Raw genomic sequence first — 25,483 nt, forward strand, 5'->3', positions numbered from 1 at the left:
CGCACCCGCAGGCCCGCCACGCACTATCCACAGCAGGAGACACACCAGTGAGCCTCAAGAGTTTCGCCAGCGACAACACCTCGGGCGTGCACCCGCGCATTCTCGCCGCCATGGAACGCGCCAACGCCGGGCATGCCCGCCCCTACGGGCAGGACCCGTACACCGAGCAGGCGAAAGAGGTGTTCGCCCGGCACTTCGGGCCGGACATCGACATGTATTTCGTGTTTCTGGGCACGGCGGCCAACGTGCTTGGGCTGCGCGCCGTGACCCGGCCCTGGCATTCCGTGGTCTGTGCGGACGTGGCCCACATCAACGTGGACGAATGCGGCGCGCCGGAATCGGTGACCGGGTCCAAGTTGCAGGTCATCCCCTCGCACGACGGGCGCATCCGGGTCATGGACGTGGTGCCGCTGCTGCACATGATCGGCAACTTCCACCACAGCCAGCCGCGGGTCATTTCCATCACCCAGTCCACGGAACTGGGCACGGTGTATTCCCCGGCGCAAATCCGCGCCCTGGCCGACTTTGCCCATGCCAACGGCATGCTGCTGCACATGGACGGCGCCCGGCTGGCCAACGCTGCGGCGGCGCTGGACGTGAGCCTTGCGGCGCTGACCCGCGATGCGGGCGTGGACGTGCTGTCCTTTGGCGGCACCAAGAACGGCATGATGTTCGGCGAGGCGGTGATCTTCTTCAACCCGGAACTGTCGCGCGAGTTCAACTTCATCCGCAAGCAGGGCATGCAGCTCATTTCCAAGATGCGCTTCATCGCCGCCCAGTTCATGGAAATGCTGCACGACGGCCTGTGGCTGGAAAACGCCCGCAACGCCAACGCCATGGCCCGACTGATGGCCGACAGCCTGCGCGGCCTGCCGCACGTCACCATCACCCGGCCCGTGGAGGCCAACGCTGTGTTCGCCCGGCTTTCGCCCGAGCACATCGCCCGCTTGCAGCAGGATTTCTATTTCTACGAATGGGACCCGGTGCTGCACGAGGTGCGCTGGATGACCAGCTTCGACACCACCGAAGAAGACGTGCGGGAATTCACCGACGCCGTGAAGGCGCTGGGGTAGGGACGGCTGCTTTTCGGCAGGATTGCGGCGGCAGGATGATGAAAGAGTGGGCGTATGCAACGGCATACGCCCACTCATGCATTTGTACGGAAAGCTTGTTCGATACATCGTAGTCGTAACAATCATTGCCCGCATGCAGCAGCCTGGGGCGAAATTCCGGCCACGCTTTGTTGCCGCGGCAAGCGGGCAGCCGCCATGCCGCAGCCAGGCCGGATATCAGGGGGACATCAGAACTCGTACATCAGCGACAGGTTGCCGCCCACGCCTTCGCGTACGCCGGTGTAGCCCTGTGCGCCAAGGTCGAGCGAAAAGCCGCTGTCCGGCAGGGGCTTCCATATGATGCCCATCTCGCCCACGCCCGTGCCGCCCTTCAGGGTTGGCGCGGGTGCGTCAACTCCGGCCACCACGCTGTGCGCCGTGCCGTCGAATTCATATTCCCATGCCGCGCCGGTGTACGGCGTGATGCATTTGTTCAGCGCGTAGCCAAAGCGCGCCCCAAGGCGGGTGCGGTACGAATCCACGTCGTCGAACGTTACCGGGTCGCCCAGTATGCGCACGTCCGCCCCCGTGGTGTGCGTCCAGAAGTACTTGCCGTACAGGTCAAGCCAGGCCTGTTCGCTGATGTTCCAGATATACCCCACGCCCGCGTGCGCACCGTAGTAGGCGACGTTGATGTCGTACTCGGCTTCTCCCAGCGTGGGGTTCAGGTCGTCGCTCCTGTAGTCGGAACTGAGCCTGCCCGCGCGCACCGTTGCCTCGGCGTACAGCCCGCGCGCCATGCCTTCGGTGGCTTCCACCCGGCCCAGCAGGCCGCCGCCAGCGGACCGGCTGTCGCCCCGGGCCGTGATGCTTTCGCCCGCAGCCGTTTCGTTGTGGCTGTCGTAGGAGCCGACGCTTGTTTCGAAGAAGGCCCCCACAAGCAGGTCCGCGCCGCTTACCGGCAGGCGTTTGGCCAGACCGGTCATGAGCGAGAAGCTCTGCATGTCCACGTGAGAGCCGGTTGCATAGCGGGATGTGCCGCCGGACGTGGCGCCAAAGCCAGCCCAGCCTGCCTGCGCCATGTTGTCCGCGCCAAGGACGGCTGCCGCGCGCGCGTTGCCCATGCCCGGCCCGGCCGCAAGGTCCGCGCCCTGTGTCACAAGGGCGACGTTGGCCGCCTTGCCCTCGGACGGGGATTTGCGCGCGCTTTCGTCCGTCTGCTCAATGCTGGTAACCCGGGCCACCAGGCTGTTGCCGATTTTTTCCAGGCCGAAGGTGTAGAGGCTGGAAATGCCCGCCATGCCCGTTGTGGTGTTGGTCATGCCCGTGTCGGCGTAGAGGGCACCGGTGCTTTTGATGAGGGTAACGGTGTCGTTGACGGCCAGCGGGGTTCCGCCGCCCTCAATGCCCACGCCCACGGTGGTAGGGGCGGTGGAAGGGCCGCTGGAGGGTGTCTCGATAACAACTCCGTTATTCACGGTGAGCACCGTATCGCCCGCCCGGACCGTATCAGGCAGGTAGAAGCGGAAGTGCTGGAACCCTTCGATGCCCGCTGCCTGAAGGTTCAGGGTATGGATTTCCAGTGTGTTGCCGGTGCGGTAGTCACCGGCGGGGCCAAACACGCGACCGCCAACAAGACCAGCGCTCAGTGTGGGGTTGCCGAAAATGCGCAGGGTGTTGCCGGTGGCGGTGCCACCCCGGGAATACCCCCCGAATACCATGTAGCTTATGGTGCCGCCAGTGATGGTTACGATGTTGTTGCTGGCGTTGCCTGAACCGTCGCTGAAGCCGCCGTATATCCCTTCGCCGATATGTGTGCCGCCGGTGATTGTTACCCGGTTGCCATTGGCGTTGCCGCCATCGCTGTAGCCGCCGATTATGGGGCCGGTAATGCCTGTGTCGATGGTGAGGTTCCCGCCCGTGGCGTCAGTGGCGCCGGGCTGAAAGCTGCCAACGTAGCCGGAATGCGCGAATTCGAAGCCCGGTAAGGTTTCGGTGGTGCCGCCAGAGTTGGCGGCCCACAGGGGCGCGCCCGGCGCGAGCAGCGCGAGAAAGAGTAGCGCCGCCGCAGCGCGCGCGGAATGGCTGCGCGTGCGCCGCGAAGGTTCGGTTGCCTGTGAAAGCCACAGGCGCAAGAGCAAGACCATGAGACCCTCCTGATGTCGTGACGTGGTGTTTCCCCTGACGGTTTGCGGGTGCAAATATGCCCGGTGCAGCACACGCTGGCATCGGGCATTTATTGCGGCATCAGCCGTTTGGGGAATTGTCTGCACGAGATCAATGATAACAGGATGTTCTGGCCTTGTAAATCTATTTCGCCCCGTATGGGCAGCATATGAAGGCCCCTGGCAAGGAGGCGGTGTGGTATTTTGGGCAAAAATGCCCAAAGCTGCATGCAGGGGCTTTTCCACAGTACTGCATCAGATGGTTCCGCGTCCGGTTATGCGCAGGTTTCTGCAATATGTCCTGCAATCTGTTTCGCGCCATGGCCTGCAACAGGTTCGGCCATTGGTTCGCCGTGAGGCAGGCGGCAACGCTGTGGTGCCACTGGAAAGCAGGGGGTTGGGGCGCGATGCTACGCTTCTGCCCGTGCTTTGCTTACAGCCGTACTTTGGCATACAGCCGGGCAAGCCACGGGAGCGAATACAACATCAGGCGCAGCATGAGCCACGAGGCGGGCTTGTCCTTGGCCTTGAAACGGTGGACGTGGGCGGCGCAGCCCGGCGGGTTCGGCCCCATGGTGGTGGCGAAGAACACGGAAAAGCCCTGGGCCCGCGCGATGTCGCGGGCCTCGTCGCAATAGGCGCCCCATGGCCAGCACAGCGAGCGCACGGGGTGCCCCAGTTCGTCGGCCAGGGTGGAGGCGCAGGCGGCCAGTTCGCGGGTCATGCGGGCGGTTCTGTCGGCATCGGATTCCGGCTTGCCAAGGCCGGACGGCGTGGCGGCAAAGGCGGCCACCAGATTTTCCAGTTCACGCACCTTGCCGGAATCCTGGAAAAAGGCGTAGGCCGCGGCCTTGTCCTGGGGGACCATGGCGCGAATGGCCTCCACCAGTTGCGGGTCGGGCACGAAGGCGCGGTGCAGCAGGGCGGGGCGTTGGGCAAAGGCGGGCAGCCCCCACGGCACGGCAAAGTCCACCCGGTCGAAGGTGCGTGAACGATGGGCGGGGGCGTGAAAGCCCGTGTATTCCGGCTTGGCGAACACGGCGTGGTGCCAGTGGGAGTGGGCGGCCACGGCCATGGTGCCGTCGGCCTCCATCAACCGCGCCTCGTCCCAGTTGCAGAACAGGTCCTTGCGCTCGTCAAAACCCAGTACGTGCGGCACGAAGGGGGCGTCCACGCGGGGCAGGCCGTCTTCGCGGATGCGGCCCGCGCGCACGTCGTCCAGGGTGGGGCGGGGCGCGCCCTGCTCCAGCTTGCCCGCCACGGCAAAGATGACGCCCTTGTGTCCGTACTTCTTCAGGATGGGCCAGGCGTAGACGTAGTTGTCCAGAAACCCGTCGTCGAAGGTGATCAGCGCGCTGCGCGGCGGCAACGAGGTTTCGCCCAGCAGGTACGCCTCGGCCTCGGCCAGGCTGATGCCGGTCCATCCGGCGCGGCGCATGGCCCGGCAGTGGGCCTCGAAGGTGTCGGGGTGGACGGCGATGGAATTCTTCTTGCGGCTGACGTAGTGGTACATCAGCACGGGCAGGCTTTTCAGGCCAGCGGATGCGGCGGGACGGGATGCGGACATGCGGTGACGGTGGCGGTGCCGGTTTGGGGGTATGAAAGGGCGGGGCGTGAAGCACGGTCCCTTTCGGCGTCTGTAGCGCAGCGGGCTGCGCCCGTCGAGGGGGACGAGGGACACGGGGGGGCGCGGGACGTGACGACGGCCATCGCTGGCAAGGCGCCCTCAGGTATCCGGCAAGACGTCCGCAAAGGCATCCGGAGAGACGTCCGCAAAGGCATCCGGCAAGGCAGGGCGGCAAACAACGGGCACATTGTCCGTCGGCCTTTTGACGCAAGGCGCTTGACACCGGAGCGCGTCGGATTATCCTACAATGGCAGCAGGTTTGCAGCCTCATTGACGCTAAAGGAGAGCTATACGAGATGGCAGTCGAATACAAGGACTATTACAAATTGCTGGGCGTGGAGCGATCCTCGTCGCGCGACGACATCTCGAAGGCGTACAAGAAGCTTGCCCGCAAGTATCACCCGGACCTGAACCCCGGCGACAAGAACGCGGAAGAGCGCTTCAAGGAAATCAACGAAGCCTACGAGGTGCTCAAGGACGACGAGAAGCGTCGGCTCTACGATCAGCTCGGTCCCAACTGGCAGCACGGACAGCAGTTTCAGGGTGCGCCCGGCTTCGAGAACGTGCGCTTCGACTTTGGTGGCGGGCGCGGCTTTGAAGGGGCCGGGTTCAGCGACTTCTTCGAGACGCTGTTCGGCGGCGGCGGGGCGCGGGCGCGCGGGCCGGGAGGTCAGGGCGGCTTCGGCCCGGACCCGTTCGGCAACTTTTCCGCCCGGCAGCGGCGGGGCCGCGACGTGGAGGCCGAATTCTCGCTGACGCTCGAAGAAGCCTACCGGGGCGGTCGCAAGGCCGTGACCCTGCGCGAAGCGGGCGGGGGCACCAAGACGCTGGAGGTGAACATTCCCTCCGGCGTACGTGAAGGCGGACGCATCCGCCTTGCCGGGCAGGGCGACCCCGGCATGGGCGGCGGCCCGGCGGGCGACCTGTACCTGAAGGTGCGCATGGCCCCGCATCCGCAGTTTACCCTGGACGGCGACAACGTGATCTACGACCTGCAACTGGCCCCGTGGGAAGCGGCCCTTGGCGCCACGGTGCGCGTGCCCACGCTGGACGGCGAGGTGGATGTCACCGTGGCCCCCGGCGCGTGCAGCGGGCGCAAGCTGCGCCTGCGCGGCAAGGGGCTGGGCACGGGCGCGGCGCGCGGCGACCAGTACGTGCGCATCGGCATCCGCACGCCGGGAGAAGCCACCCCGCGCGAACGGGAACTGTGGGAAGAACTGGCCCGGACCTCGGCGTTCCGGGCGCGCGACTAGCAGACAGGACGACCGGAACCGGCGCGGAACCCCGCCGACATGACTTGCATCCGGAGGTGACACCACATGTACCCCGATGACGGCAACGAGCACGGATATGACCGGGGGCACGGCCTTGCGCAGGGTGGCGAACTGCCCATCCGTTCGGAATTCATCGCCTGGGCGGAATTCCTTCAGGTGTCGGGCGTGCACCCCAGCCGCCTTGGCGAACTGATAGAACTGGGCTGGCTGGAGCCGCGCCGCACGGCGGGCGAAGGCTACCTGTTCCGCCGTGTGGACGTGTACCGCACCCGCAAGCTGGAACGCATCTGCGCCGACTTCGAACTGAACAGTCTTGGCGGTTCCATCGTGGTGGACCTGCTGGACCGTATCGACCGGCTGGAGCGGCGCGTGCGCGAGCTTGAGGCCCAGCGGTAGCGTCATGGCCTCGTAGCGTTCGGGTCACGCCATGACCAGATGATTGCGCGGCCCGGCAGCGGTGCATCCGCACCGGGCAGCGCGAAATTTTCCGCCACGGGCGCGCCGCCCCCGGCATTCAGGCCGGGGAAGCTGGCAGCCGCCCTCGGCACATCGAAGCTCGCGCCCGGTCCGCCGGGCAAGGGGGAACGAACGATATGGACATCAACAAGTTTACCGAAAAATCGCAGCAGGCCATTGCAGAGGCACAGTCCACCGCCGTGCGCCTCGGGCACCAGCAGGTGGACGTGGAGCACGCCGCGCTGGCCCTGGTCCGTCAGGAGCAGGGGCTGGTGCCGCGCCTGCTGGAACGGGCGGGCTACAAGCCAGACGCCTTCGCCGCCGCCCTCGAAGCGGCGTTGCAGAAGCGCCCGGCGGTCAGCGGCCCCGGCGCGGCCCAGGGGCAGATATACGTCACCCAGCGCCTGAACCAGGCCCTGGTGCGCGCGCAGGACTTCGCCAAGCGGCTCAAGGACGAGTACGTCAGCGTTGAACACCTCATCTGCGCCTTTCTGGAAGAACCGCCCTCCACCGACATGGGCCGCGTGGCCCGCGAATTCGGTCTGACCCAGGACAAGCTGCTGGCCGTGCTGGAAGACGTGCGCGGCGCGCAGCGCGTCACCTCGCAGAATCCGGAGGACACCTACGAGGCGCTCCAGAAGTACGGGCGCGACCTGGTGGAAGAAGCCCGAAAGGGCAAGCTGGACCCGGTCATCGGGCGCGACGCGGAAATCCGCCGTGTGGTGCGCATCCTGTCGCGGCGCACCAAGAACAACCCCGTGCTCATCGGCGAGGCGGGCGTGGGCAAGACGGCCATCGTCGAAGGCCTCGCCCACCGCATCCTGAAGGGCGACGTGCCCGAGGGCCTGAAGAACCGCAGCCTGTTCGCGCTGGACATGGGCGCGCTCATCGCCGGGGCCAAGTACCGGGGCGAGTTCGAGGAACGGTTGAAGGCGGTGCTGAAGGAAGTGGAAAAGGCCGAGGGCCGCATCGTCATGTTCATTGACGAACTGCACACCATCGTGGGCGCGGGCAAGACCGACGGGGCCATGGATGCGGGCAACCTGCTCAAACCCATGCTGGCGCGGGGCGAGTTGCACTGCATCGGCGCCACCACCCTGGACGAGTACCGCAAGTACATCGAGAAGGATCCGGCGCTGGAACGCCGCTTCCAGCCGGTGGTGGTGGACGAGCCCACGGTGGAGGACACCATTTCCATCCTGCGCGGCCTGCGCGAACGGTTCGAGGTGCACCACGGCGTGCGCATCAGCGATTCGGCCATCGTCGAGGCGGTGACCCTGTCGCACCGCTACATCACCGACCGCCAGTTGCCGGACAAGGCCATCGACCTCATCGACGAGGCGGCGGCGCTGATCCGCACCGAAATCGATTCGCTGCCCGCCGAACTGGACGAGGTGAACCGCAAGGTCATGCAGCTTGAGATCGAGCGCGAGGCCCTGCGCCGCGAGACGGACGCCGCCTCGCGCGAGCGGCTGGAAAAGCTGGAGAACGAACTGGCCGACCTGCGGGCCAGCCAGGCCACCCTGCTGGCCCAGTGGGAACGCGAAAAGGGCTCCATCGACGCCGTGCGCACCATCAAGGAAGAGATCGAACGCACCCGCCTGGCCATCGACGAGGCGGAACGCAACTACGACCTCAACCGCGCGGCGGAACTGAAGTATTCCAGGCTGCTGGAGCTTGAGCGCAAGCTGGCTGCCGCCGAACGCGGCGACGACGAGAATCGCCTGCTCAAGGAAGAGGTGCGCCCCGACGACGTGGCCGAAATCGTGGCCCGCTGGACGGGCATCCCCGTCACCCGGCTGCTGGAATCGGAGCGCGAGAAGCTGCTGCGCCTGGGCGACGTGCTGCACGAGCGCGTGGTGGGCCAGGACGAGGCCGTGCAGGCAGTGGCCGAAGCCGTGCTGCGCGCCCGGGCCGGGTTGTCCGACCCCGGGCGGCCCATCGGGTCGTTCATCTTTCTTGGCCCCACGGGCGTGGGCAAGACCGAGCTGTGCAAGACGCTGGCGGAATCGCTGTTCGACAGCGAGGACAACATCGTGCGCATCGACATGAGCGAATACATGGAGAAGCACGCGGTGGCCCGGCTCATCGGGGCGCCCCCCGGCTACGTGGGCTATGACGAGGGCGGCCAGCTGACCGAGGCCGTGCGCCGCAAGCCGTATAGCGTGGTGCTGTTCGACGAGATAGAAAAGGCCCACGCCGACGTGTTCAACGTGCTGCTGCAAATCCTGGACGACGGACGGCTTACCGACAGCCATGGCCGCACCGTGGATTTCAAGAACACCATCATCATCATGACATCCAACATCGGGTCGTCGCACCTGCTGGACGGCATCACCGAGGGTGGGGAATTCCGCCCTGGCGTGCGCGACAAGGTGATGGACGAGATGCGCCGCCACTTCCGGCCCGAGTTCCTGAACCGGGTGGACGAGATCGTCATGTTCCGCCCGCTGCTGCCCGAGCAGATCGGGCGTATCGTGGAACTCTTGCTGGGCAAGCTGCGGGGGCGTCTTGCCGAACGCAAGATCACCGTGGACCTTTCCGACGCGGCGCGCGACTTCATCGCCGAATCCGCCTACGACCCGGTGTACGGCGCACGGCCCCTGCGGCGCTACCTGCAAACCAACGTGGAAACGCCGCTGGCCCGCCGCCTGATCTCGGGCGACCTGAAGGACGGGCAGCACGTGACCATCGGGGTGCGGCTGGACAAGCTGACGTTTGAGTAACTTGCCGCAATCTTGAACGTATATTGAGAGAAATGCGTCGGGGAGGGGACCCTTTGCGCGCTGCGGTCGCCATCCGTAAGGTTCGCAAGCTCACCTAACGGCTGCCGCAAAGGGTCTCCCTCCCCGAACCCCGCGTTGCTGTCGCCATCCGTAAGCACTCGCGCGGGGCGCTCGTGCAACGGCTGCCGTTCCCCCCAAACTTTTTAATAAGGGCGACCTTGGTCCGCGTGGCTTAAAGGTACTCGGTAATATTTTGTGGGAAGTTCAAGAAAGCGTTTGAAGAGTACCTTGAAAACCGCCGCAACCGCGTGCCCCTTTCTTGCCAGAGCCTGATACCGCCCCCTCCGCCATTGGTATGCCATGCCGATTGCCCTGCGGTGGCGCTTCTGGTAATGGCACCGGCACGGGCGGTTCGCCCATCCAACTTTCACAATCCCGGAGCAGAACATGCGTTGGTTGCTGCTGGCCGCGCTTACGGCCCTTTTCGCGTTTGCAGGTCACGGAACCGCCATGGCGGCTTCGGCACAGAGGGGACACACGGTGATCAAGCTGGAAACGAGCATGGGCGACATCGTCATCGAACTGGATGACGAAAAGGCCCCCAAGTCCGCCGCCAACTTCCGCGAATACGTCGCGGCGGGCCATTACGACGGCACCATCTTCCACCGCGTCATCGACGGCTTCATGATCCAAGGCGGCGGCTACGACGAGAAGATGCACGAAAAGCCCACCCGCGAGCCCGTCGAGAACGAGGCCAACAACGGCCTGCGCAACGAAAAGTACACCCTGGCCATGGCCCGCACCATGGCTCCGCATTCCGCCACCGCCCAGTTCTTCATCAACGTGAAGGACAACGCCTTCCTCGACCACCGCGCGCCCACCATGCAGGGCTGGGGCTACGCCGTGTTCGGCAAGGTGATCGAAGGCACCGACGTGGTGGACAAGATCAAGGCCGTGCGCACCGCCACCGTGGGTTCGTTCGAAAACGTGCCCACCACCCCCGTGGTCATCAAGAAGGCCACCGTGCTGCCCCCGGCGGCGAAGTAGCCTGCGCTCACGGCATTACGGCATTGCATCACAGGCGCCCCGCACCCCATCCGGGTGGCGGGGCGCTTTTGCGTGGCGGCGCTGCCCATAGGCGGGCGGCGGCAAGGGTGGTATGCTGCAACCGTGCGTGCCCGCCATGCCCGCCATACTGGACATGACGGACATGACGGGCAGTGCCCCATCAGCACGAACGGCACGGGCCGCCACGGCACAATTCCGGTATCCCGGCTCCTGACACCCCGGAAGCAAGGACGACATCCCTCATGGAATACCGCATCGAGCGCGACAGCCTTGGCGAACGCAAGGTGCCCGCCCACGCCTATTACGGCGTGCAGACCCTGCGGGCGCTGGAGAATTTCGACGTTACCGGGCTGACCATTGGCCGCCATCCGCGCTTCGTGCAGGCGCTGGCATCGGTGAAGAAGGCCGCCGCCCTGGCCAACATGGAACTGGGCCTGCTGGACGGCGACGTGGGGCAGGCCATCGTGCAGGCCTGCCGCGAAGTGCGCGAAGGCCGCTTTGACGAGCAGTTCGTTGTGGACATCATCCAGGGCGGGGCGGGCACCTCGGTGAACATGAACGCCAACGAGGTCATCGCCAACCGCGCGCTGGAACTGATGGGCAGGGCGCGCGGCGAATACGGCGTGGTCAGCCCGCTGAACCACGTCAATCTCTCGCAGTCCACCAACGACGTGTACCCCACGGCATTCCGCATTGCCCTTGTATGGTATGCGCGTGACCTTGGCGCCTCGCTGCGCGAACTGCGCGACGCCTTCCACGCCAAGGGCGAGGCCTTTGCCGACGTCATCAAGATGGCCCGCACCCAGTTGCAGGATGCCGTGCCCATCACTCTGGGCGCGGAATTCGCGGCTTACGGGGTGACCGTGGGCGAGGACATCGACCGCCTAGTCGAGGTGGCTCGCCTGCTGTGCGAGGTGAACATCGGCGCAACCGCAGTGGGCACGGGCATCAACACCGTGCCCGGCTACGCGCCGCTGGTCTGCGACCGGCTGGCGGACATCACCGGGCTGCCGCTCTCGCTTTCGCCCAACCTTGTGGAAGCCACCAGCGACGCCGGGGCCTACGTCACCCTTTCCGGGCTGCTGAAACGGGTGGCGGTGAAGCTTTCCAAGATCTGCAACGACCTGCGCCTGCTCTCGTCCGGGCCGTTCACGGGCCTTGGCGAAATATCCCTGCCCGCCGTGCAGCCGGGGTCCAGCATCATGCCCGGGAAGGTCAACCCGGTGATCCCGGAACTGGTCAACCAGGTCTGCCAGCAGGTCATCGGCAACGACCTTACGGTGACCCTGGCGGCAGAGGCGGGACAGCTGGAACTGAACGTGTTCGGCCCCATCATGGCCTGCAACCTGTTCCAGTCGCTGGAAATCCTGACGCGGGCGGCGCGCATCCTGCGGGTGCGCTGCGTGGAGGGCATCACCGCCAACCGCGAACGCTGCCTGGAACTGCTGCACGGCTCGCTGGGCATGGTCACCGCGCTGGCGCCGGTCATCGGCTACGAGGCGGCGGCAACGGTGGTCAAGGACGCCCGCGCCACCGGGCGCACCCCGCGCGACCTGCTGGTGGAGCGGGGGCTGATGCGGCCGGAAGACTACGACGACCTGATGGACCCGGCCAAGATGCTTGGCCCGCGCGACGTGCGCGGGCATCGCAACGGCGGCCTGCGGCAGGATGCGGCAGGGCGGGAGGCTGTGGGCAAGGGAACGGCGAAGCAGGGCGCCCGGCCGGATGGGGCGTATGGGCCAGCGGGGCGGGATGGACCGGATGGGCCGGACGGGCCGGATGCGTCCGATGAGCCCGGTGAGCCCGGTGAGCCCGGTGAGCCCGGTGAGCCCGGTGAGGAGGACGCATGACCCGTGGCCTGACCTTCACCCGTCTGGCGGACCTTGCGCATCCCATCGGCAGCGGCATGCCGCGCTGGCCCGGTGACCCGCCGGTAACCTTTCTGGATGTGGCCAGCCGCGAAGAAGACGGCTACGACCTGCGCGTCTTCGCCATGGGCGAGCACAGCGGCACCCACGTCAATGCGCCGCTGTCCTTCCTGCCCGGCGGGGCGGACGTGCGCACGGCGGCGCCGTGGCCGCTGCTGCTGCCCCTTGCCATGCTGGATCTGCGCGGCAGGGCGGCGGCAGACCCCGGCACGCGCTGCACCCCGGACGACGTGCTGGACTGGGAAGCGGCCCATGGCCGCGTGCCGCGCGGCGGCCTGTTCGTGTGCAACACCGGCTGGCATCGCCTGTGGTCCGATCCCGACCGGTTCATGGGGGTGCAGTGGGGCGCGCTGCGCGCCGGTCCGGGGGATGCGCCGCCCATGCAGTTCCCTTCGTTCACGCCTGCTGCCGTGCACCTGCTGGTGCACGAACGGGGCGCGGGGGGCATCGGCATCGACACGCACGGGGTGGACGCCCCGGACGACGCGGAGTTCTTGTGCAACCGCATGGCCCTGGCCGCCGGGGCCGTGGTGGTGGAATGCCTGGCCGCCCTGGACGGGTTGCCCGCCACCGGGGCGCACGTGCTGCTTGCGCCGCTGGGGCTGTGCGGCGGCACCGGAGCGCCGGTGGCCGTAACGGCGTTCGTGCCGTAGGAACTACCTCCAAATTGTCTTTTTTGCCCGTTGGCGTCGTCAAACATCGCCTGCCATGTCGGTCGAATACGATAAGAGTATACTCCCTCATGGCAGGCTTGTTTTCCTCGCCAACGAACGAAATCCTGCTTTGGAGGCAGTTCCTAGCTCACCCGGCTTGTCTTGCAATTTACGGCATGGTGAACGGAGAAGAACACCTGACTCCGCCCACACCCCCTAGCTGTGCATGTCGCCAATAATCCGCTTCAGGTCCGAAGCCAGCCGCGAGACGTCTTCCACCGCCTGCGCCGAATGGCGCATGGCTTCCGCCGTTTCGGCGGCGATGCGGGTAATCTCGTCGGTTGAGCGGTTGATTTCCTCGCTTGCGGCGGACTGCTGTTCCGACGCCGTGGCGATGGACCGCACCTGGTCCGCCGTGCTCTCCACAAGGCCCACTATTTCGCGCAGCACGTCGCCGGAGCGGCGGGCCATGCCCGTGCCTTCCTCTATGGCGGCGGTGGCCTTTTCGGTATTGGCGATATTCTTGCGCGCGCTTTCCTGAATGCCCCGGATGGCGCTGCCCACCTCGTTGGTGGCGGTCATGGTCTTTTCGGCCAGCTTGCGCACCTCGTCGGCCACCACGGCAAAGCCGCGCCCGGCGTCACCGGCCCGTGCCGCCTCGATGGCGGCGTTCAGCGCCAGCAGGTTGGTCTGGTCCGCGATGTCGGCGATGACGTTCATGATCTGGCCTATGCCCTGGGCCTGGGTGCCCAGTTCGGCCATGTCGGACTTGAGGTGCGATGCCAGCTCATGGGCATGCTGGATGGTGCGCACGGAGCCGTCCACCACCTCGGCCCCTTCTTGGGCGCGGACCTTGGCCTTTTCGGCCATTTCGGCGGCGCCGCCCGCATTGCGGGCCACTTCGAGCACGCTGGCGTTCATCTGTTCCATGGCGGTGGCCGCCTCGGCGGTGCGCTCGCGCTGGATGTCCGAGCCGCGCGCGGACTGTTCGATCTGCGCCGAAAGCTGCTCCGACGCGGTGGCCAGTTGCGAGGCCACGTCATCCGCCTCTGCCGAGGCGCGGGCGATGCGTTCGTTCTGTTCCGCGATGATGGCGGCCTGGCGCTTCATCTCGGTGGTGTCGATGTACAGGCAGAAGCCGCCGATGACGTTGCCGTCCAGATCCTGGAGGTAGGTGACGTTGGCCAGCACGTCCACCTTGCCGCCCTTGTGGCCGGCGATGACCACCTCCAGGTTCTTGATGCTGGTCTTCTCGTTCATGGCCCGGCCCACGGCGGTCTTGCGGCCCGGCTCGTTGTAGAACACCTCGGCCAGGGTGCGGCCATACTGCGCCTTGGGGTCGGTGTCGATTTCCAGCATGTCCATGCAGGCCTTGTTGGTGAACACCGTGCGTTCCTCGCGGTCAACGATCAGCACGGGCACCACCATGGCCTCCAGCACGCTCTGCGAGAACCCCAGCTTTTCCTTCAGCTCGGCCACCATGATCCGGATGGAGGAGGCCAGTTCGTCCAGTTCGAAATGGTAGGCGCCGTCCATGACGGCGCGCAGGTCGCCCTGCGCCACCTGCCCGGCGAATTGCCGGATGCGGTTCATGGGTCCGAGAATGAGGCGCCGGGTAAGCAGCACGATGGAGCCGGTCAAGGCCACGATGGCCACCAGCCCCATTATTGCCAGCAGCATGCGCTGCTGGCGCGCCACGGTGGCCAGATCGTCTTCGTAGGCAGAAGAACATATTTTCCAGCCCGTTATGGGCATGGTGCAGCTGACGAGGATTTTCGTCTTGCCGTCCCAGAGGTATTCGAACTGTGTCGTCTGCTGCGCCAGGACAGCGCGGGCGAAGTCGTACTGCGCCGCGTCGGTGAGCAGCAGGGCCTTGTTGGGATGCGAGAGGAAGCGCCCCTTGGCGTCAAGCACGAAGGGGTACCCCTGCTGGCCGAACTTCACGCTTCCCACGAAGCGGTCGCTGAAGCTGGTCCAGTCGAGGGTGATGGCGATGCCCCCGCCCGATTGCCCCATGACGTTCAGCACCGGGGCGGCGATGGTGAACAGCACATCCCCCTTGGGGCCCTTGAGCGGCGTGCTGTCGATGAATTCCTTGCCCGCGGCGACTGCGGCGAGCACGTCGGGCATCTCCAGTGGCTTGCCGGAAATCTCCTGTCCGTCGTCGGTATACCCGTAGAGCACCTTGCCCGCGGCATCGAACGCAAAGATGGCGGCGTAATGCGGATTGCCCTTCAGGGTCTGCTGCAACTGGTCCTTCATGACCAGGCTGGCGCTGCCGTACAGCACCCCGCTGGCCAGCGCCTTTTGCTGGGTCAGCCCGCGCACGGCGGTGAGGTTGCCGGTCACGAAGTCTTCCGCCACCTTTTCGATCTGCTGTCCCACCTGGACCATGTTGGCGGTTTCGCTGCGCAGCATGCCGTCGTAGGAGGTCTTGGACGCAATGAACACGAACGCGCACATGAAGAAGATGACCAGCCCGCCGGTAAGGACGGTGATCTGCGTGGAGATGCTCTTGAAGCGCATGCGGTACTCCCGGGAACAGTGTATCTCTTGTGGGGCTTATCGACACAATCCGGCGGTTGTTTAGGCTCGACGGGCATGCGGGATACGTCGATGAGGCGGCGGGGGGCAAGGTCCGCGTATTCTCTCGTATCGGCCCATGTAACAAGCTAGCCGGAAGCGCGACCACTGCCAAGGGGTTTTGCACCGGTCGCGGGGTGCACACCGGGCGCATGGCGCAGGCGCGGCCCGGTCATGCGTCTGCTGCGGAAGATGTTTCGTGAACGGCGGCGGTTCGTTGCAGTCCGCTCGGCCCCATTGCGGCGGGTTGCGGTGTGTCTCGTGCCCAACGGAGGGCGCAGCCCTTTTCCGACACGGGCGGGGTGCGGACGGAAGCGGGTGGGACTGTACGCCAAGACCGGGAAAAACGAACGGAGGACGCCGTGCGGCGTCCCCCGTGGTATGGTCTGATGCTTCGCGTGCGGGCCGCGCGGTAGCGGCCCCGTGTCCGGTGGCTAGACGATGCCCGCCGCAGACAGGATGTCGCGCAGGCGCGACTGGTTGGCGGGCTGCAACGGCACCATGGGCAGGCGCAGTTCCAGTTCGATCCTGCCCATCATGGACAGGGCCGTCTTGACCGGGATGGGGTTGGTTTCCAGGAACATGGCGCGGTTGATGGACGCGATCTCGTAATGCACCCGGCGCGCGGTGGCCAGGTCGCCCTCGAAGAAGGCGCGGCACAGCTCGGACATCTTGGCGGGCACCACGTTGGAGCTCACCGAGATGACCCCGCAGCCGCCCACGGCCAGCAGGGGCAGCACGGTGAAGTCGTCGCCCGACAGCACCTGGAAGTCGGCGCCGCAGTATTCGATGATCTCCGAGACCTGGATCAGGTTGCCGGTGGCTTCCTTGACCCCGATCACCTCGGGGATGTCGCGCTTCATGCGGGCCAGGGTTTCCGGACACAGGTTGGTGCCGGTGCGGCTGGGCACGTTGTACACGATGAAGGGCATGGGCACTTCGGCGGCAATGGCCTTGAAGTGCTGGTACAACCCTTCCTGGGTGGGCTTGTTGTAGTACGGGGTGATCAGCAGCGCGCCGTCGGCCCCGGCCTGCTTGGCGTAGCGGGTAAGCTCCACCGCCTCGCGGGTGTTGTTGGAACCGGCGCCCGCCAGCACGGGCACGCGGCCCTTGACCTGCTCGACGCAGATGCGGATGACGTCCTTGTGTTCCTGGTGGGTGAGCGTTGCCGATTCGCCGGTGGTGCCGCAGGGGACAAGGCCGTTGATGCCCTGTTCGATCTGCCATTCGACCAGCGCGCGGTAGCGTTCCTCGTCCACCTCGCCGTTGCGGAACGGCGTGACGAGAGCGGTGAAAGCGCCTTGAAACTGCATGTTGCCTCCTTTGGGCCGGGTACCTGCTGCCCCGGCCTTCGACACGCCGTGCCCGTGGGGCCGCCGCTCCTGCCTGTGCCGCACGGCCTGAATCGCGCGGCAACGGCAAGGGAGCCCGGCGGGCCGGGTGCGTTACGCCAGGGCCAGCCCCAGCCCTTCCAGGAACATCTCGCCAGAGAAGACGCGCACGGCCTTGCCGGAAAGGAACACCGAGCCGCCTTCAATGGATATGCCAAGGATTTCGCCGCCGGAGCTCCTGACATTCACCGTGGATTCCGCAAGCCCCAGCGCATGCGCGATGAACGCGCCCGCAGCCGCCCCCGTGCCGCAGGCGTAGGTTTCGTCCTCCACGCCGCGTTCGAAGGTGCGCAGGTGGATGTTCCTGCGGTCGATGACCTGCGCGAAGTTGGCGTTGGTGCCCGCAGGCGCGAAGTGCGCGTGGCGGCGCAACGCCGCGCCCAGTGTGCGCACGTCCACGACCGAGGCGTCGCGTTTGAACACCACGGCATGGGGTACCCCGGTGTTCACGAAGTGCACCATGTCGCGGCCTTCGCCAAGGTCCAGTTCGATGCCCAGGGTCAGGTCGCGCGGCGGGGTCAGTTCCACCTTGGCCATTCCGGCGGCCACGTCGGCCTCGGCGCGGATGAGCCCGGCATCGGTGCCGAAGACGTGCTTCGGCCCGGCAAAGCCCAGTTCCACAGCCAGCAGCGCGGCGCAGCGCGAAGCGTTGCCGCACATTTCGGCGCGCGAGCCGTCGGCATTGTAGAAGTGCCAGATATAGTCGCCTTCGCGGTCTTTCGGCGTTTCATCCAGAAAGACGAGGCCGTCGGCGCCCACGCCGAAAGCGCGGCGGCACACGGAGCGGGCCCAGTCGGGCATGGCCGCGACGGGCAGGCCCAGTGCCCGGTTGTCGATGAATACGAAGTCGTTACCGCACCCATGCAGCTTGTGGATGGGTACGGTGCGTGCCTTGCCGCTCATGCTGCGTGCTCCTTGTGTTGGCCGGGACCGGGGCGGGCGCGCGTTGCGCTGCCTACCACACGGCGGGAACCGTGCCGACGACCGCCTCGACGGCAGGATCCGGCTCCACGGCGTCCTTCAGGGGGACCTGCCGGACGGAAATATCTATGCCCACGATCCAGTGCCGGGGCTGCGAAAGGCCCTGAACCCGCTGGGGCCAGGCCAGTACGTCCACCACGTTGACGCTTCTTCCCTGCATGTCTGGCCGGGACCATAGCAGCGAAGGTGCCGCGCCGTCCACGACCCCGTCGAAACCGGTGCCGATGCCCCCGCCGAGCAGGATGTGGAAGGCCTGACCAAGCTCCGCCAGATAGCGCCGCTCGCCCAGGCCGCCCCATCCGGCCACGCCGATGACCAGGTCGGCCCGGCCGCGCGCGGCCAGCCCGGCCTGCGCCGCCTGCGCGGCCATGGCGGGGCTGGGGTCTTCCCACGGCTTGGGCAGCGCGGGCAGGAAGACCACGGCCACGGTGCGCTCGGCGCCGTTGTCGCCCGCCACGCGATGCAGGCGGGTGACGGGTTCGCCGCCCACCTCGCGGAAGCCCTTGGGGGCACCGCCCGCATGGTCGCGGAACCAGGCGGCGGCAGCGGCGGACAGGTAGCCGTCGTCCACGCGCAGCAGGTCGTAGGCCTTGCGCGTCATGGATGCCAGGCGGCCCGCCGCGTCTTCTCCGGCGTCCGGGGCGAATTCGTCGGGACCGGCCAGCACCAGGGTCGGGATGCCGTCCTGACCGCGCCATTGCTTGTACATGCTCGCCCGCCGGGCAAGCCCACCAGAGGTGCCGCCCCCTCAGGAGGGGCAGGGGTGCAGTGTCCCCTTGGTGCTGGCGTTGTAGAGGATGCGCAGTACCGGCCTGCCGGATGCATCGCCGAAGGCTCCCTGTGCCGCCGTGGCGTACGGCCCGTCCTGTCCGCTCGGACCATCCTGGCCTTGTGGCTGCACCAGTGCGAAATCGGCCAGGCCGCGCGGGGCGGCAACAGGAGCGGTTTCGGTTGCGGGCGGTGCCGCTGGCGCGGGCATGTGCACGCGCGGCTCGCCGGCGGAGGCAAAGGGCAGGCCCGTGGGCAGGCCGTCGCGCGCCATGGCGGGCGATGCCGGTGCGGTGCCGCCGGTCTGGCCGTCTGTCGGGCTGCCTGTCAGGCTGCCTGTTGCGACCGGGGCATCCTGCGCGGGGGCCATGGCCGTGGCGGCAGCGGGGCCGGACGGCCCGGCAGCGCCGGATTGCCCGGTCTGGCCCGACGGGGCGCACGCCACCAGCAGCGCGCACAGCATCACATGCAGCAGGCAACAACACAGCCACGCCGCAGTCCCGTGCGGGCGCGGCTGGGTGAAACGGAAAGGATGGGGCGGATGCGGGCGAAGCGTCGGGGCGGCGGCACGGAGAGCCCGTGCCGCCGTGCCGTCAGGCGATGACTGCGAGGACATCGCCTAATCGTTGAGGAATTCTTTCAGTTCCTTCCCGGCGCGGAAGAAGGGCAGGCGTTTGGGCTGAACGACGACCATGTCGCCGGTCTTGGGGTTGCGACCGGAGTAGCCGCCGTAGTCCTTGACCTTGAAGCTGCCGAAACCGCGGATTTCCACGCGGTCGCCATCGGCCAGCGCTTCCTTCATGTTGTCCACGAAGGTGTTCACGACCATGGCGGCTTCCTCGATGGGGATGTTCGTCTCTTCGGACAGCGTCTTGATGAGTTCGCTCTTGTTCATGGAATCCTCCGTGGTGCGGCGGTGCTGCGGTGGGGGCGGCTCGTTGCGCCCCGGGTGACGTAGCCTGTAGCGTGCGATGCGTGGCGTGGTGCCTGCCGCCGGATGCGCTGAAGCCTTGCCAGGAGATCCCTTCCACTGGGGGTAGGGTGGGGTTCCGTGGCAATTCCAAAGACGATGAACGCACTATGGCCGAAGATGGTCAAGGTTTCAAGGGGTTAATATGCCTCTTCCGAAAGTGCGCGCAACGGATGCCTGTCGGCCAGCTCCGGCAACAGAGCGGAACGCATGCGTTGCAGCTTGACGGCGATGGAGAAAAGGTCTTGTGCCGCAGGCGATTGCGGGGCAACGCGCATCAGCGGCTTCTGCTTGCGCACCGCGTCGGGCAGGGCCTTGTCCAGGCGCACGCCGCCCAGAAACTGCGGCTCGATGTCCAGGAACTTGCGGCAGGCGGCGGCCAGACGTTCGAAGGTCTGCGTCTCTTCCTTGCGCGATTCCGCCTGGTTCACGATGACGAAGAAGTCGCGCACCCCGTGCTGGGTGGAAAGCACCTTCATCAGCGCATAGCTGTCGGTGAGCGAGGTGGGTTCCGGCGTCACGATGACGATGCGCAACTGGGTCATGGCGGCGAAGGCCAGCACCGTGGGGTTGATGCCCGCGCCAAGGTCCAGGAACAGGAAGTCGTAGTGCGAGAACAGCGGTTCCAGCTTGCGCACCAGCAGGGCGCGCATGTCGCCGTCCATCTCCACCAGTTCGGGCACGCCCGATGCGGCGGGCAGGAAGTCGAAGCCGCCCTGCTCGATGGGCACGGCGATGTCGCGCGGGGCGGCGTCGCTGTCCAGAAGGTCCTGCATGTTCCTGTCCGGGGCAATGCCCAGCAGCACGTCCAGGTTGGCCAGCCCGAGGTCGCAGTCCATGAGCAGCAGGGGGTGCCCGCCGCGGTACAGGCAGTAGCCGAGGTTGAGGGCGATGTTGGTCTTGCCCACGCCCCCCTTGCCGCTGAGTATGGAAACGCTGAGTGTGGTGTTCTGCGTCATGTTTTGTCCGTGCATCAGGACCGGCTAGTCGTCATTTCCCGAAAAAAGAAACTGCTTCTCGTCCGACTGCACCATGGTCGAGCGGTCGTAGTCGGGCACGCCCGACAGCCGGTGCACCCGCACGCGGGCCTTGCCCGAGGCCTTGGCCTCGTACAGGGCCTTGTCCGCCCGGTCCAGCAGTTCTTCGGCCCGGCACACCGTGGCGCCCTTGCACCCGGCGATGCCCGCCGAAAAGCTGATCCGGAAGGTTGCGCCCCGGCACTCGAAGGTTTCGTCGCGCATGTCTTGCAACAGCCGCTCCAGCAGGGCCTGGGCGCGCATGGGCGTGGCCCCCGGCAGCAGCAGCACGAATTCCTCGCCGCCGATGCGGGCTGCCACGTCGTAGGCCCGGGTGGCGTCGCGCAGCAGGTCGGCCATGCGCCGCAGCACAAGGTCGCCGCAGGCGTGGCCCCAGGTGTCGTTGACCCGCTTGAAGTCGTCCAGGTCCAGCATGGCCAGGCAAAGTTCCGCGCCGCCCCGGTGCACCCGTTGCAGTTCCAACTCGACCTGGCGCAGGAAGGCCCGGCGGTTCATCAGGCCGGTGAGGGGGTCGTGGTCGCGCTGGTGGGCCAGCTCTTCCACGGCCTTTTGCAGTTCGCGCAGGTTGAAGTTGGTGCTCTTGTCCAGGTCGATGGCGAACCACTGGCGCAGCCCGTGTTCTTCGGCCAGTGCCAGCCAGCGGTGCCGGGTCATTCCCGGAAACAGCCGGGCCACGGCCAGCAGGGGGCCGTCGATGGGCTCGTCGTCAGGCATGTCCGGAGTGTCGGGCGCGTTGCGCGCGGCTTCTTCGGCCAGCGCGCGGCGCAGGGCGTCCAGTTCGTCCAGCAACTGGGCGGAATCGCCGGTGTCTCCCGCTTGGGGAGCCTGGGGGGCGTGCTCGGGCTGGGGGAATTGGTCAGCCTTGGCGGAATGGTCGGCGTCAGTTGGTTTTCTGGCCATGGAGGTACAGCAGATAGTCCCGCAGGAGCTGATCGATGCGGCCGTCCAGCACGGCCTCGACGTCGCCAATTTCCGTATTGGTGCGGTGGTCCTTCACAAGGCGGTACGGTTGCAGCGTGTAGGTGCGGATCTGGCTGCCGAAGCCGATGGCGTCCTTGCCCGCGTACTGGGCCTTTTTCTCTTCTTCCAGCTTGCGCAGTTCCAGTTCGTACAGGCGGGCGCGCAGGATCTGCATGGCCGTGTCGCGGTTGCTGTGCTGCGACTTTTCGTTCTGGCACTGGGCGGAAATGCCCGTGGGCAGGTGGGTGATGCGCACGGCGGAACTGGTGGTGTTCACGCTCTGGCCGCCGGGGCCGCTGGAGCGGAAGATGTCGATGCGCAGGTCCGTGTCCTTGATGTCCACGGTGATTTCCTGGCCCACGTCGGGGATCACGTCCACAGAGGCGAAGGAGGTGTGCCGACGACCCGACGAATCGAACGGCGAGATGCGGATGAGACGGTGGATGCCTTTTTCGCCCTTCAGCAGGCCGTAGGCGTTGGGCCCGGCCATGCGCAGGGTGACGCTTTTCACGCCCGCCTCGTCGCCCGCCAGGTAATCCAGGTATTCGGCCTTCATGTCGTGGGTGTCGGCCCAGCGCAGGTACATGCGCACCAGCATCTCGGCCCAGTCCTGGGCTTCGGTGCCGCCCGCGCCGGGGTGGATTTCCACGATGGCGGGCATGCGGTCTTCCTTGCCGGAGAGGAGCATGTTCATCTCCGTCTCCTGCAGCAGGTTTTGCAGCACCGTCACCTGTTCGGCCAGCGACTCCAGGGCCTCTTGCCCCGGTTCGCCCGCGGCTTCCTCTTCCTCGGCCAAGGTCAGCCATTCGGTGACGTCGCGGCGGCAGGTTTCCAGCCGCTCAAGGCGCGTTATCTCGCCTTCGAGCTGGCTTTTTTCCTGCAAGACCGGGGTGAGTTTTTCGGGGTTGTTCCAGGCGTCGGGGCTGGAAAGCTGGCGCTCGATTTCGTCGAGGCGGTTGCGGTTGCCCGCAAGGTCAAAGACGCCCCCAGAGGGAGGCGTACTGGTCGATGAGGGCGGCGCTGCGCGCGCGCAATTCGGCAAGCTGAAGCATGTGGATGGTGTGTCTGTTTGCGGGGTTGTGCGTGGGAAGTGCTTTAGGGACGGCGGCGTGCGGGCCACACCAGCGCAAGGACGGCCAGCCCAAGGGCCACGGGCCACACCAGATGCTGCACCCGGTGGAACACGGTGGTTTCCGTGCGGGCCGTGGCCATGCCGCTGATCACCTCTGCCCGGAACAGGCCGCCGCGTTCGGCGATGCGCCCGTGCGGATCGATGATGGCGGAAATGCCGGTGTTGGTGCCGCGCAGCACGTAGCGGCCCTGTTCCACGGCCCGCAGCACCGAAAGTTGCAGGTGCTGTTCCGGGGCCGATGTGGTGCCGAACCATGCGTCGTTGCTGATGTTCACCAGAACGCTGGCGCCGTCGGCCACGCGCTGTTGGGCCAGTTCCGGGAAAATAGTTTCATAGCAAATGAGTATGCCCAGCGCAAGGTTGCCGAGGCGCAGCGGCGCCACGGCAGCACCGGGGGTGAAATCGCCCACGCCCTGCATCAGGGTTTCCAGGAAGGGCATGTCCAGTCCGGGGGGGGCGTATTCGCCGAAGGGAACAAGGTGCTCCTTGTCGTAGTGCCCGGCATCGCCGCCGTTTGCGTCCACCAGCATGGCCCGGTTGTACAGCAGGTAGCCCCGCTTCACCGGCGCGTTGACGTAGCCCGGCGTGCCCACCAGCACCGGGGTGCGGCTGGCGGCGGCAAAGCTGCGGATGGCCGGGCCGAATTCCTTGTGTTCCTGAAAGTAGAAGGGCATGGCCGTTTCGGGCCACACGATCAGGTCCGGGTGTCCGGCGGTGACGGCGTCCTTGCTCAGGGCAAGATAGCGGTCCACCGTGGAGCGCTGGAAGGCGGCCTCCCACTTCTGGTCCTGGTCGATGTTGCCCTGCACCAGCGCCACCCGGAACGATTCGCCGTCCTTGGGCAGGCCGCGCGACAGGATGTAGGCGCCATGCCCCACCAGGCCGAAGGTAACCAGCGAGGCCCCCAGCGCGCAGGCCAGGGTCTGGGCCAGCGATGACGGGGAGACGGACCGACGCACGCGGGAGCAGCGGGGGCCGCATTCCGGGGCGATGGCCCCCATGGTCCAGCACACCACGGCCACCAGCAGGCCGGACAGGCCGTAGGCCCCCACCAGCGCAACCCCCTGGATGGCCACCGGCCACGGGACGAAGGCGGCGGACAGGGCAAGCCAGGGGAACCCGGTCAGGAACACGCCGCGCAACACTTCCAGCAACAGCCAGGCGCAGCCCAGGAACAGCCCGCGCCGGAACGGCCCCAGCCGGTCGCGCGTCAGGTGCACCAGCAGGCAGAACAGCCCGCCGTACAGCCCCACATAGGCGCCGATGGCCACGGCGCAGGGCACGGCCAGCACCCACGGCAACTGGCCGTATTCGTGCACGGGCAGGGCCAGCCAGTACAGGCAGGCCGAGGCGCCGACGATGCCGGTAAGCCAGCCCAGGCGAAAGGCGGGCCAGCGGCCCGGTGCGCCAAGGCCCAGCAGCAGGAGGGCGAGGGGGTAGGCAAGGGCGAGCAGCGGCAGTTGGATCAGCGGATTGGGAAAGCCGAGCCACAGCCCGGCGGCGCCGAGAAGGATGCAGAGTGTGTTGCGCATGCGAGGAGGTGAAACCCCCGGTGGGGGAAAAGTCAAGTGTGGCGCGGTTGCGGATGCATTGCGGGCAATGGCCCGAAGCGGACCCTTACCGGAGCGAAGAGACGAAGACCGACAAGGCGGTTGCCCGCAGACGCCAGCTCGAACACCCCGCATGCCGGGGCATGCGGGACAGCGGCGAAGGGAGCCGGGAGCTTGCGGTATGACTGCATCGGGGAGGAGTGCAGTGCGCGCTTCCCCCGATGCCCGGATCAGGCTGCTTCCAGCGGCCCCACACGCACGGTGCGGATCTGCTTGGCGTCGGCCTCGGCAACCTCGAAGCGGCGCCCGGCCAGTTCGAACGTCTCGCCCGCCTGGGGCACGTGGCCCGCCAGCATGCTGAGATAGCCGCCGATGGTGTCCACCTCGTCCGAATCCAGGCTGATGCCCAGTTCTTCCAGGTCTTCCAGCAGGGCGCGCCCGGAAAGCAGGTAGTTTTCGCCGTCAAGGACCACGATGTCCTCGTCGCGCGGGGCGTCGTGCTCGTCCTCGATGTCGCCCACGATGAGTTCCAGCACGTCCTCGATGGTTACGAGGCCGGAAGTGCCGCCGTACTCGTCGAGCACGATGGCCATGTGGTTCTTGCGACCGCGAAATTCCTGGAGCAGTTCGTAGACGTTCTTGGTTTCCGGCACGAAGTACGGCTCGCGCATCAGTTCGGCCACCGGGGTTGCGCACCCGGTGGGGTCGACGAAGCAGCGCAGCAGATCCTTGGCGTAGACCACGCCCACGATGTTGTCGCGGTTGTCGCGGTAGATGGGGATGCGGGAATGCCCGGAGGCGACGATGCGCTCGATGACCTCTCCGAGGGAGTTGTCCACCTCCACGCAGTCGATGTCGGTGCGGGGGGTCATGATGTCCTGAACCTGCGTGTCGTCAAGGCTCAGGATGTTCAGCAGCATCGAGCCTTCTTCGGCGTCCAGTTCGCCGTCTTCGCGGGCTTCGATGATGGCCTGCTCCACCGTGTCGCCGGTGCGGTTCTGGAACAGCCGCGTGATGCGCGACCAGATGGGACTGCCCGATTCTCCGTCCAAGGGGGGCTCCTGTGTTGTGGTGACGTCGCCGTGGGGCGGGGCGGTATTCGCCACCGGCGGCTGGCGGGGGTGCCGTCGCGCGCGGGTACGTGGGCCGTCCGGTGTCTGCA

Annotated in this window: 20 protein-coding genes; 7 read left to right on the forward strand and 13 right to left on the reverse strand. The window is 66.6% G+C overall.

Features of this window, described 5'->3' with window-relative positions; all coding sequences use genetic code 11:
* Positions 1-47 precede the first annotated feature (47 nt).
* Positions 48-1,073 (forward strand): threonine aldolase family protein, encoded by a 1,026-nt coding sequence (locus K6142_RS13835; RefSeq protein WP_190244189.1) that lies wholly within the window; start codon positions 48-50, stop codon positions 1,071-1,073.
* A gap of 227 nt (positions 1,074-1,300) precedes the next feature.
* Here K6142_RS13835 and K6142_RS13840 read toward each other — a convergent pair whose 3' ends face one another.
* Together K6142_RS13840 and K6142_RS13845 are read right to left on the reverse strand one after the other, a co-directional pair.
* Entirely contained in the window at positions 1,301-3,199 is a 1,899-nt protein-coding gene (locus tag K6142_RS13840) for an autotransporter outer membrane beta-barrel domain-containing protein (protein ID WP_190244190.1), read from the reverse strand.
* 451 nt (positions 3,200-3,650) lie between these two features.
* Positions 3,651-4,784, reverse strand: coding sequence for a polysaccharide deacetylase family protein (locus K6142_RS13845; RefSeq protein WP_190244191.1), 1,134 nt, complete (start codon positions 4,782-4,784; stop codon positions 3,651-3,653).
* Positions 4,785-5,140: 356 nt separating this feature from the next.
* On the opposite strand from K6142_RS13845, the gene K6142_RS13850 reads away from it, so the two are divergent.
* The 6 genes from K6142_RS13850 to K6142_RS13875 all read left to right on the forward strand — a co-directional run bounded on the left by K6142_RS13850 (position 5,141) and on the right by K6142_RS13875 (position 12,949).
* Complete coding sequence (locus tag K6142_RS13850; protein WP_190244192.1) at positions 5,141-6,097, forward strand: DnaJ C-terminal domain-containing protein; 957 nt, start codon at positions 5,141-5,143, stop codon at positions 6,095-6,097.
* Positions 6,098-6,163: 66 nt separating this feature from the next.
* On the forward strand, positions 6,164-6,514 hold the full coding sequence (locus tag K6142_RS13855; protein WP_190244193.1) for a chaperone modulator CbpM: 351 nt from the start codon (positions 6,164-6,166) through the stop codon (positions 6,512-6,514).
* Positions 6,515-6,711: 197 nt separating this feature from the next.
* Positions 6,712-9,300 (forward strand): ATP-dependent chaperone ClpB, encoded by a 2,589-nt coding sequence (gene clpB, locus K6142_RS13860; protein WP_190244194.1) that lies wholly within the window; start codon positions 6,712-6,714, stop codon positions 9,298-9,300.
* A 510-nt stretch (positions 9,301-9,810) separates the two neighbouring features.
* Entirely contained in the window at positions 9,811-10,347 is a 537-nt protein-coding gene (locus K6142_RS13865) for a peptidylprolyl isomerase (protein WP_223290271.1), read from the forward strand.
* A 263-nt stretch (positions 10,348-10,610) separates the two neighbouring features.
* Positions 10,611-12,218, forward strand: coding sequence for an aspartate ammonia-lyase (locus K6142_RS13870; RefSeq protein WP_223290272.1), 1,608 nt, complete (start codon positions 10,611-10,613; stop codon positions 12,216-12,218).
* Positions 12,215-12,949, forward strand: a complete 735-nt coding sequence (locus K6142_RS13875; protein WP_190244195.1) for a cyclase family protein — start codon at positions 12,215-12,217, stop codon at positions 12,947-12,949. The genes K6142_RS13870 and K6142_RS13875 overlap by 4 nt, the downstream gene beginning before the upstream one ends.
* A gap of 216 nt (positions 12,950-13,165) precedes the next feature.
* Here K6142_RS13875 and K6142_RS13880 read toward each other — a convergent pair whose 3' ends face one another.
* From K6142_RS13880 to K6142_RS13930, 11 genes are all read right to left on the reverse strand, one after another.
* Entirely contained in the window at positions 13,166-15,475 is a 2,310-nt protein-coding gene (locus K6142_RS13880; protein WP_190244196.1) for a methyl-accepting chemotaxis protein, read from the reverse strand.
* 491 nt (positions 15,476-15,966) lie between these two features.
* On the reverse strand, positions 15,967-16,845 hold the full coding sequence (gene dapA, locus K6142_RS13885; protein ID WP_012611711.1) for a 4-hydroxy-tetrahydrodipicolinate synthase: 879 nt from the start codon (positions 16,843-16,845) through the stop codon (positions 15,967-15,969).
* A 132-nt stretch (positions 16,846-16,977) separates the two neighbouring features.
* Positions 16,978-17,826 carry a diaminopimelate epimerase gene (gene dapF, locus K6142_RS13890; RefSeq protein ID WP_190244197.1) on the reverse strand — a complete coding sequence of 283 codons (849 nt, stop codon included), beginning with the start codon at positions 17,824-17,826 and terminating at the stop codon, positions 16,978-16,980.
* 52 nt (positions 17,827-17,878) lie between these two features.
* Positions 17,879-18,613, reverse strand: a complete 735-nt coding sequence (locus K6142_RS13895) for a hypothetical protein (RefSeq protein ID WP_223380903.1) — start codon at positions 18,611-18,613, stop codon at positions 17,879-17,881.
* A gap of 39 nt (positions 18,614-18,652) precedes the next feature.
* Positions 18,653-19,135, reverse strand: a complete 483-nt coding sequence (locus K6142_RS13900) for a hypothetical protein (protein WP_223380904.1) — start codon at positions 19,133-19,135, stop codon at positions 18,653-18,655.
* Positions 19,136-19,291: 156 nt separating this feature from the next.
* On the reverse strand, positions 19,292-19,645 hold the full coding sequence (locus tag K6142_RS13905) for an HU family DNA-binding protein (RefSeq protein ID WP_223290412.1): 354 nt from the start codon (positions 19,643-19,645) through the stop codon (positions 19,292-19,294).
* A gap of 137 nt (positions 19,646-19,782) precedes the next feature.
* Positions 19,783-20,601 carry a MinD/ParA family protein gene (locus K6142_RS13910; protein ID WP_012611706.1) on the reverse strand — a complete coding sequence of 273 codons (819 nt, stop codon included), beginning with the start codon at positions 20,599-20,601 and terminating at the stop codon, positions 19,783-19,785.
* 24 nt (positions 20,602-20,625) lie between these two features.
* Positions 20,626-21,579, reverse strand: coding sequence for a GGDEF domain-containing protein (locus K6142_RS13915; RefSeq protein ID WP_223290411.1), 954 nt, complete (start codon positions 21,577-21,579; stop codon positions 20,626-20,628).
* Positions 21,560-22,691, reverse strand: a protein-coding gene (gene prfB, locus K6142_RS13920) for a peptide chain release factor 2 (protein ID WP_190245453.1) whose coding sequence is annotated in 2 segments (ribosomal slippage) — positions 21,560-22,615 and positions 22,617-22,691 — 1,131 coding nt in all. Because the reading frame shifts where the segments join, the coding sequence is not laid out codon by codon here. The genes K6142_RS13915 and prfB overlap by 20 nt, the downstream gene beginning before the upstream one ends.
* Before the next feature lie 43 nt (positions 22,692-22,734).
* Positions 22,735-24,303: an apolipoprotein N-acyltransferase gene (gene lnt / locus K6142_RS13925; protein ID WP_190245452.1), complete on the reverse strand. Its 1,569-nt coding sequence runs from the start codon at positions 24,301-24,303 to the stop codon at positions 22,735-22,737.
* A 248-nt stretch (positions 24,304-24,551) separates the two neighbouring features.
* Positions 24,552-25,373 carry a hemolysin family protein gene (locus K6142_RS13930; protein WP_190245451.1) on the reverse strand — a complete coding sequence of 274 codons (822 nt, stop codon included), beginning with the start codon at positions 25,371-25,373 and terminating at the stop codon, positions 24,552-24,554.
* Positions 25,374-25,483: the final 110 nt, after the last annotated feature.

This window comes from Nitratidesulfovibrio sp. SRB-5 (assembly GCF_019931275.1).
Classification (GTDB): Bacteria; Desulfobacterota; Desulfovibrionia; order Desulfovibrionales; family Desulfovibrionaceae; genus Cupidesulfovibrio.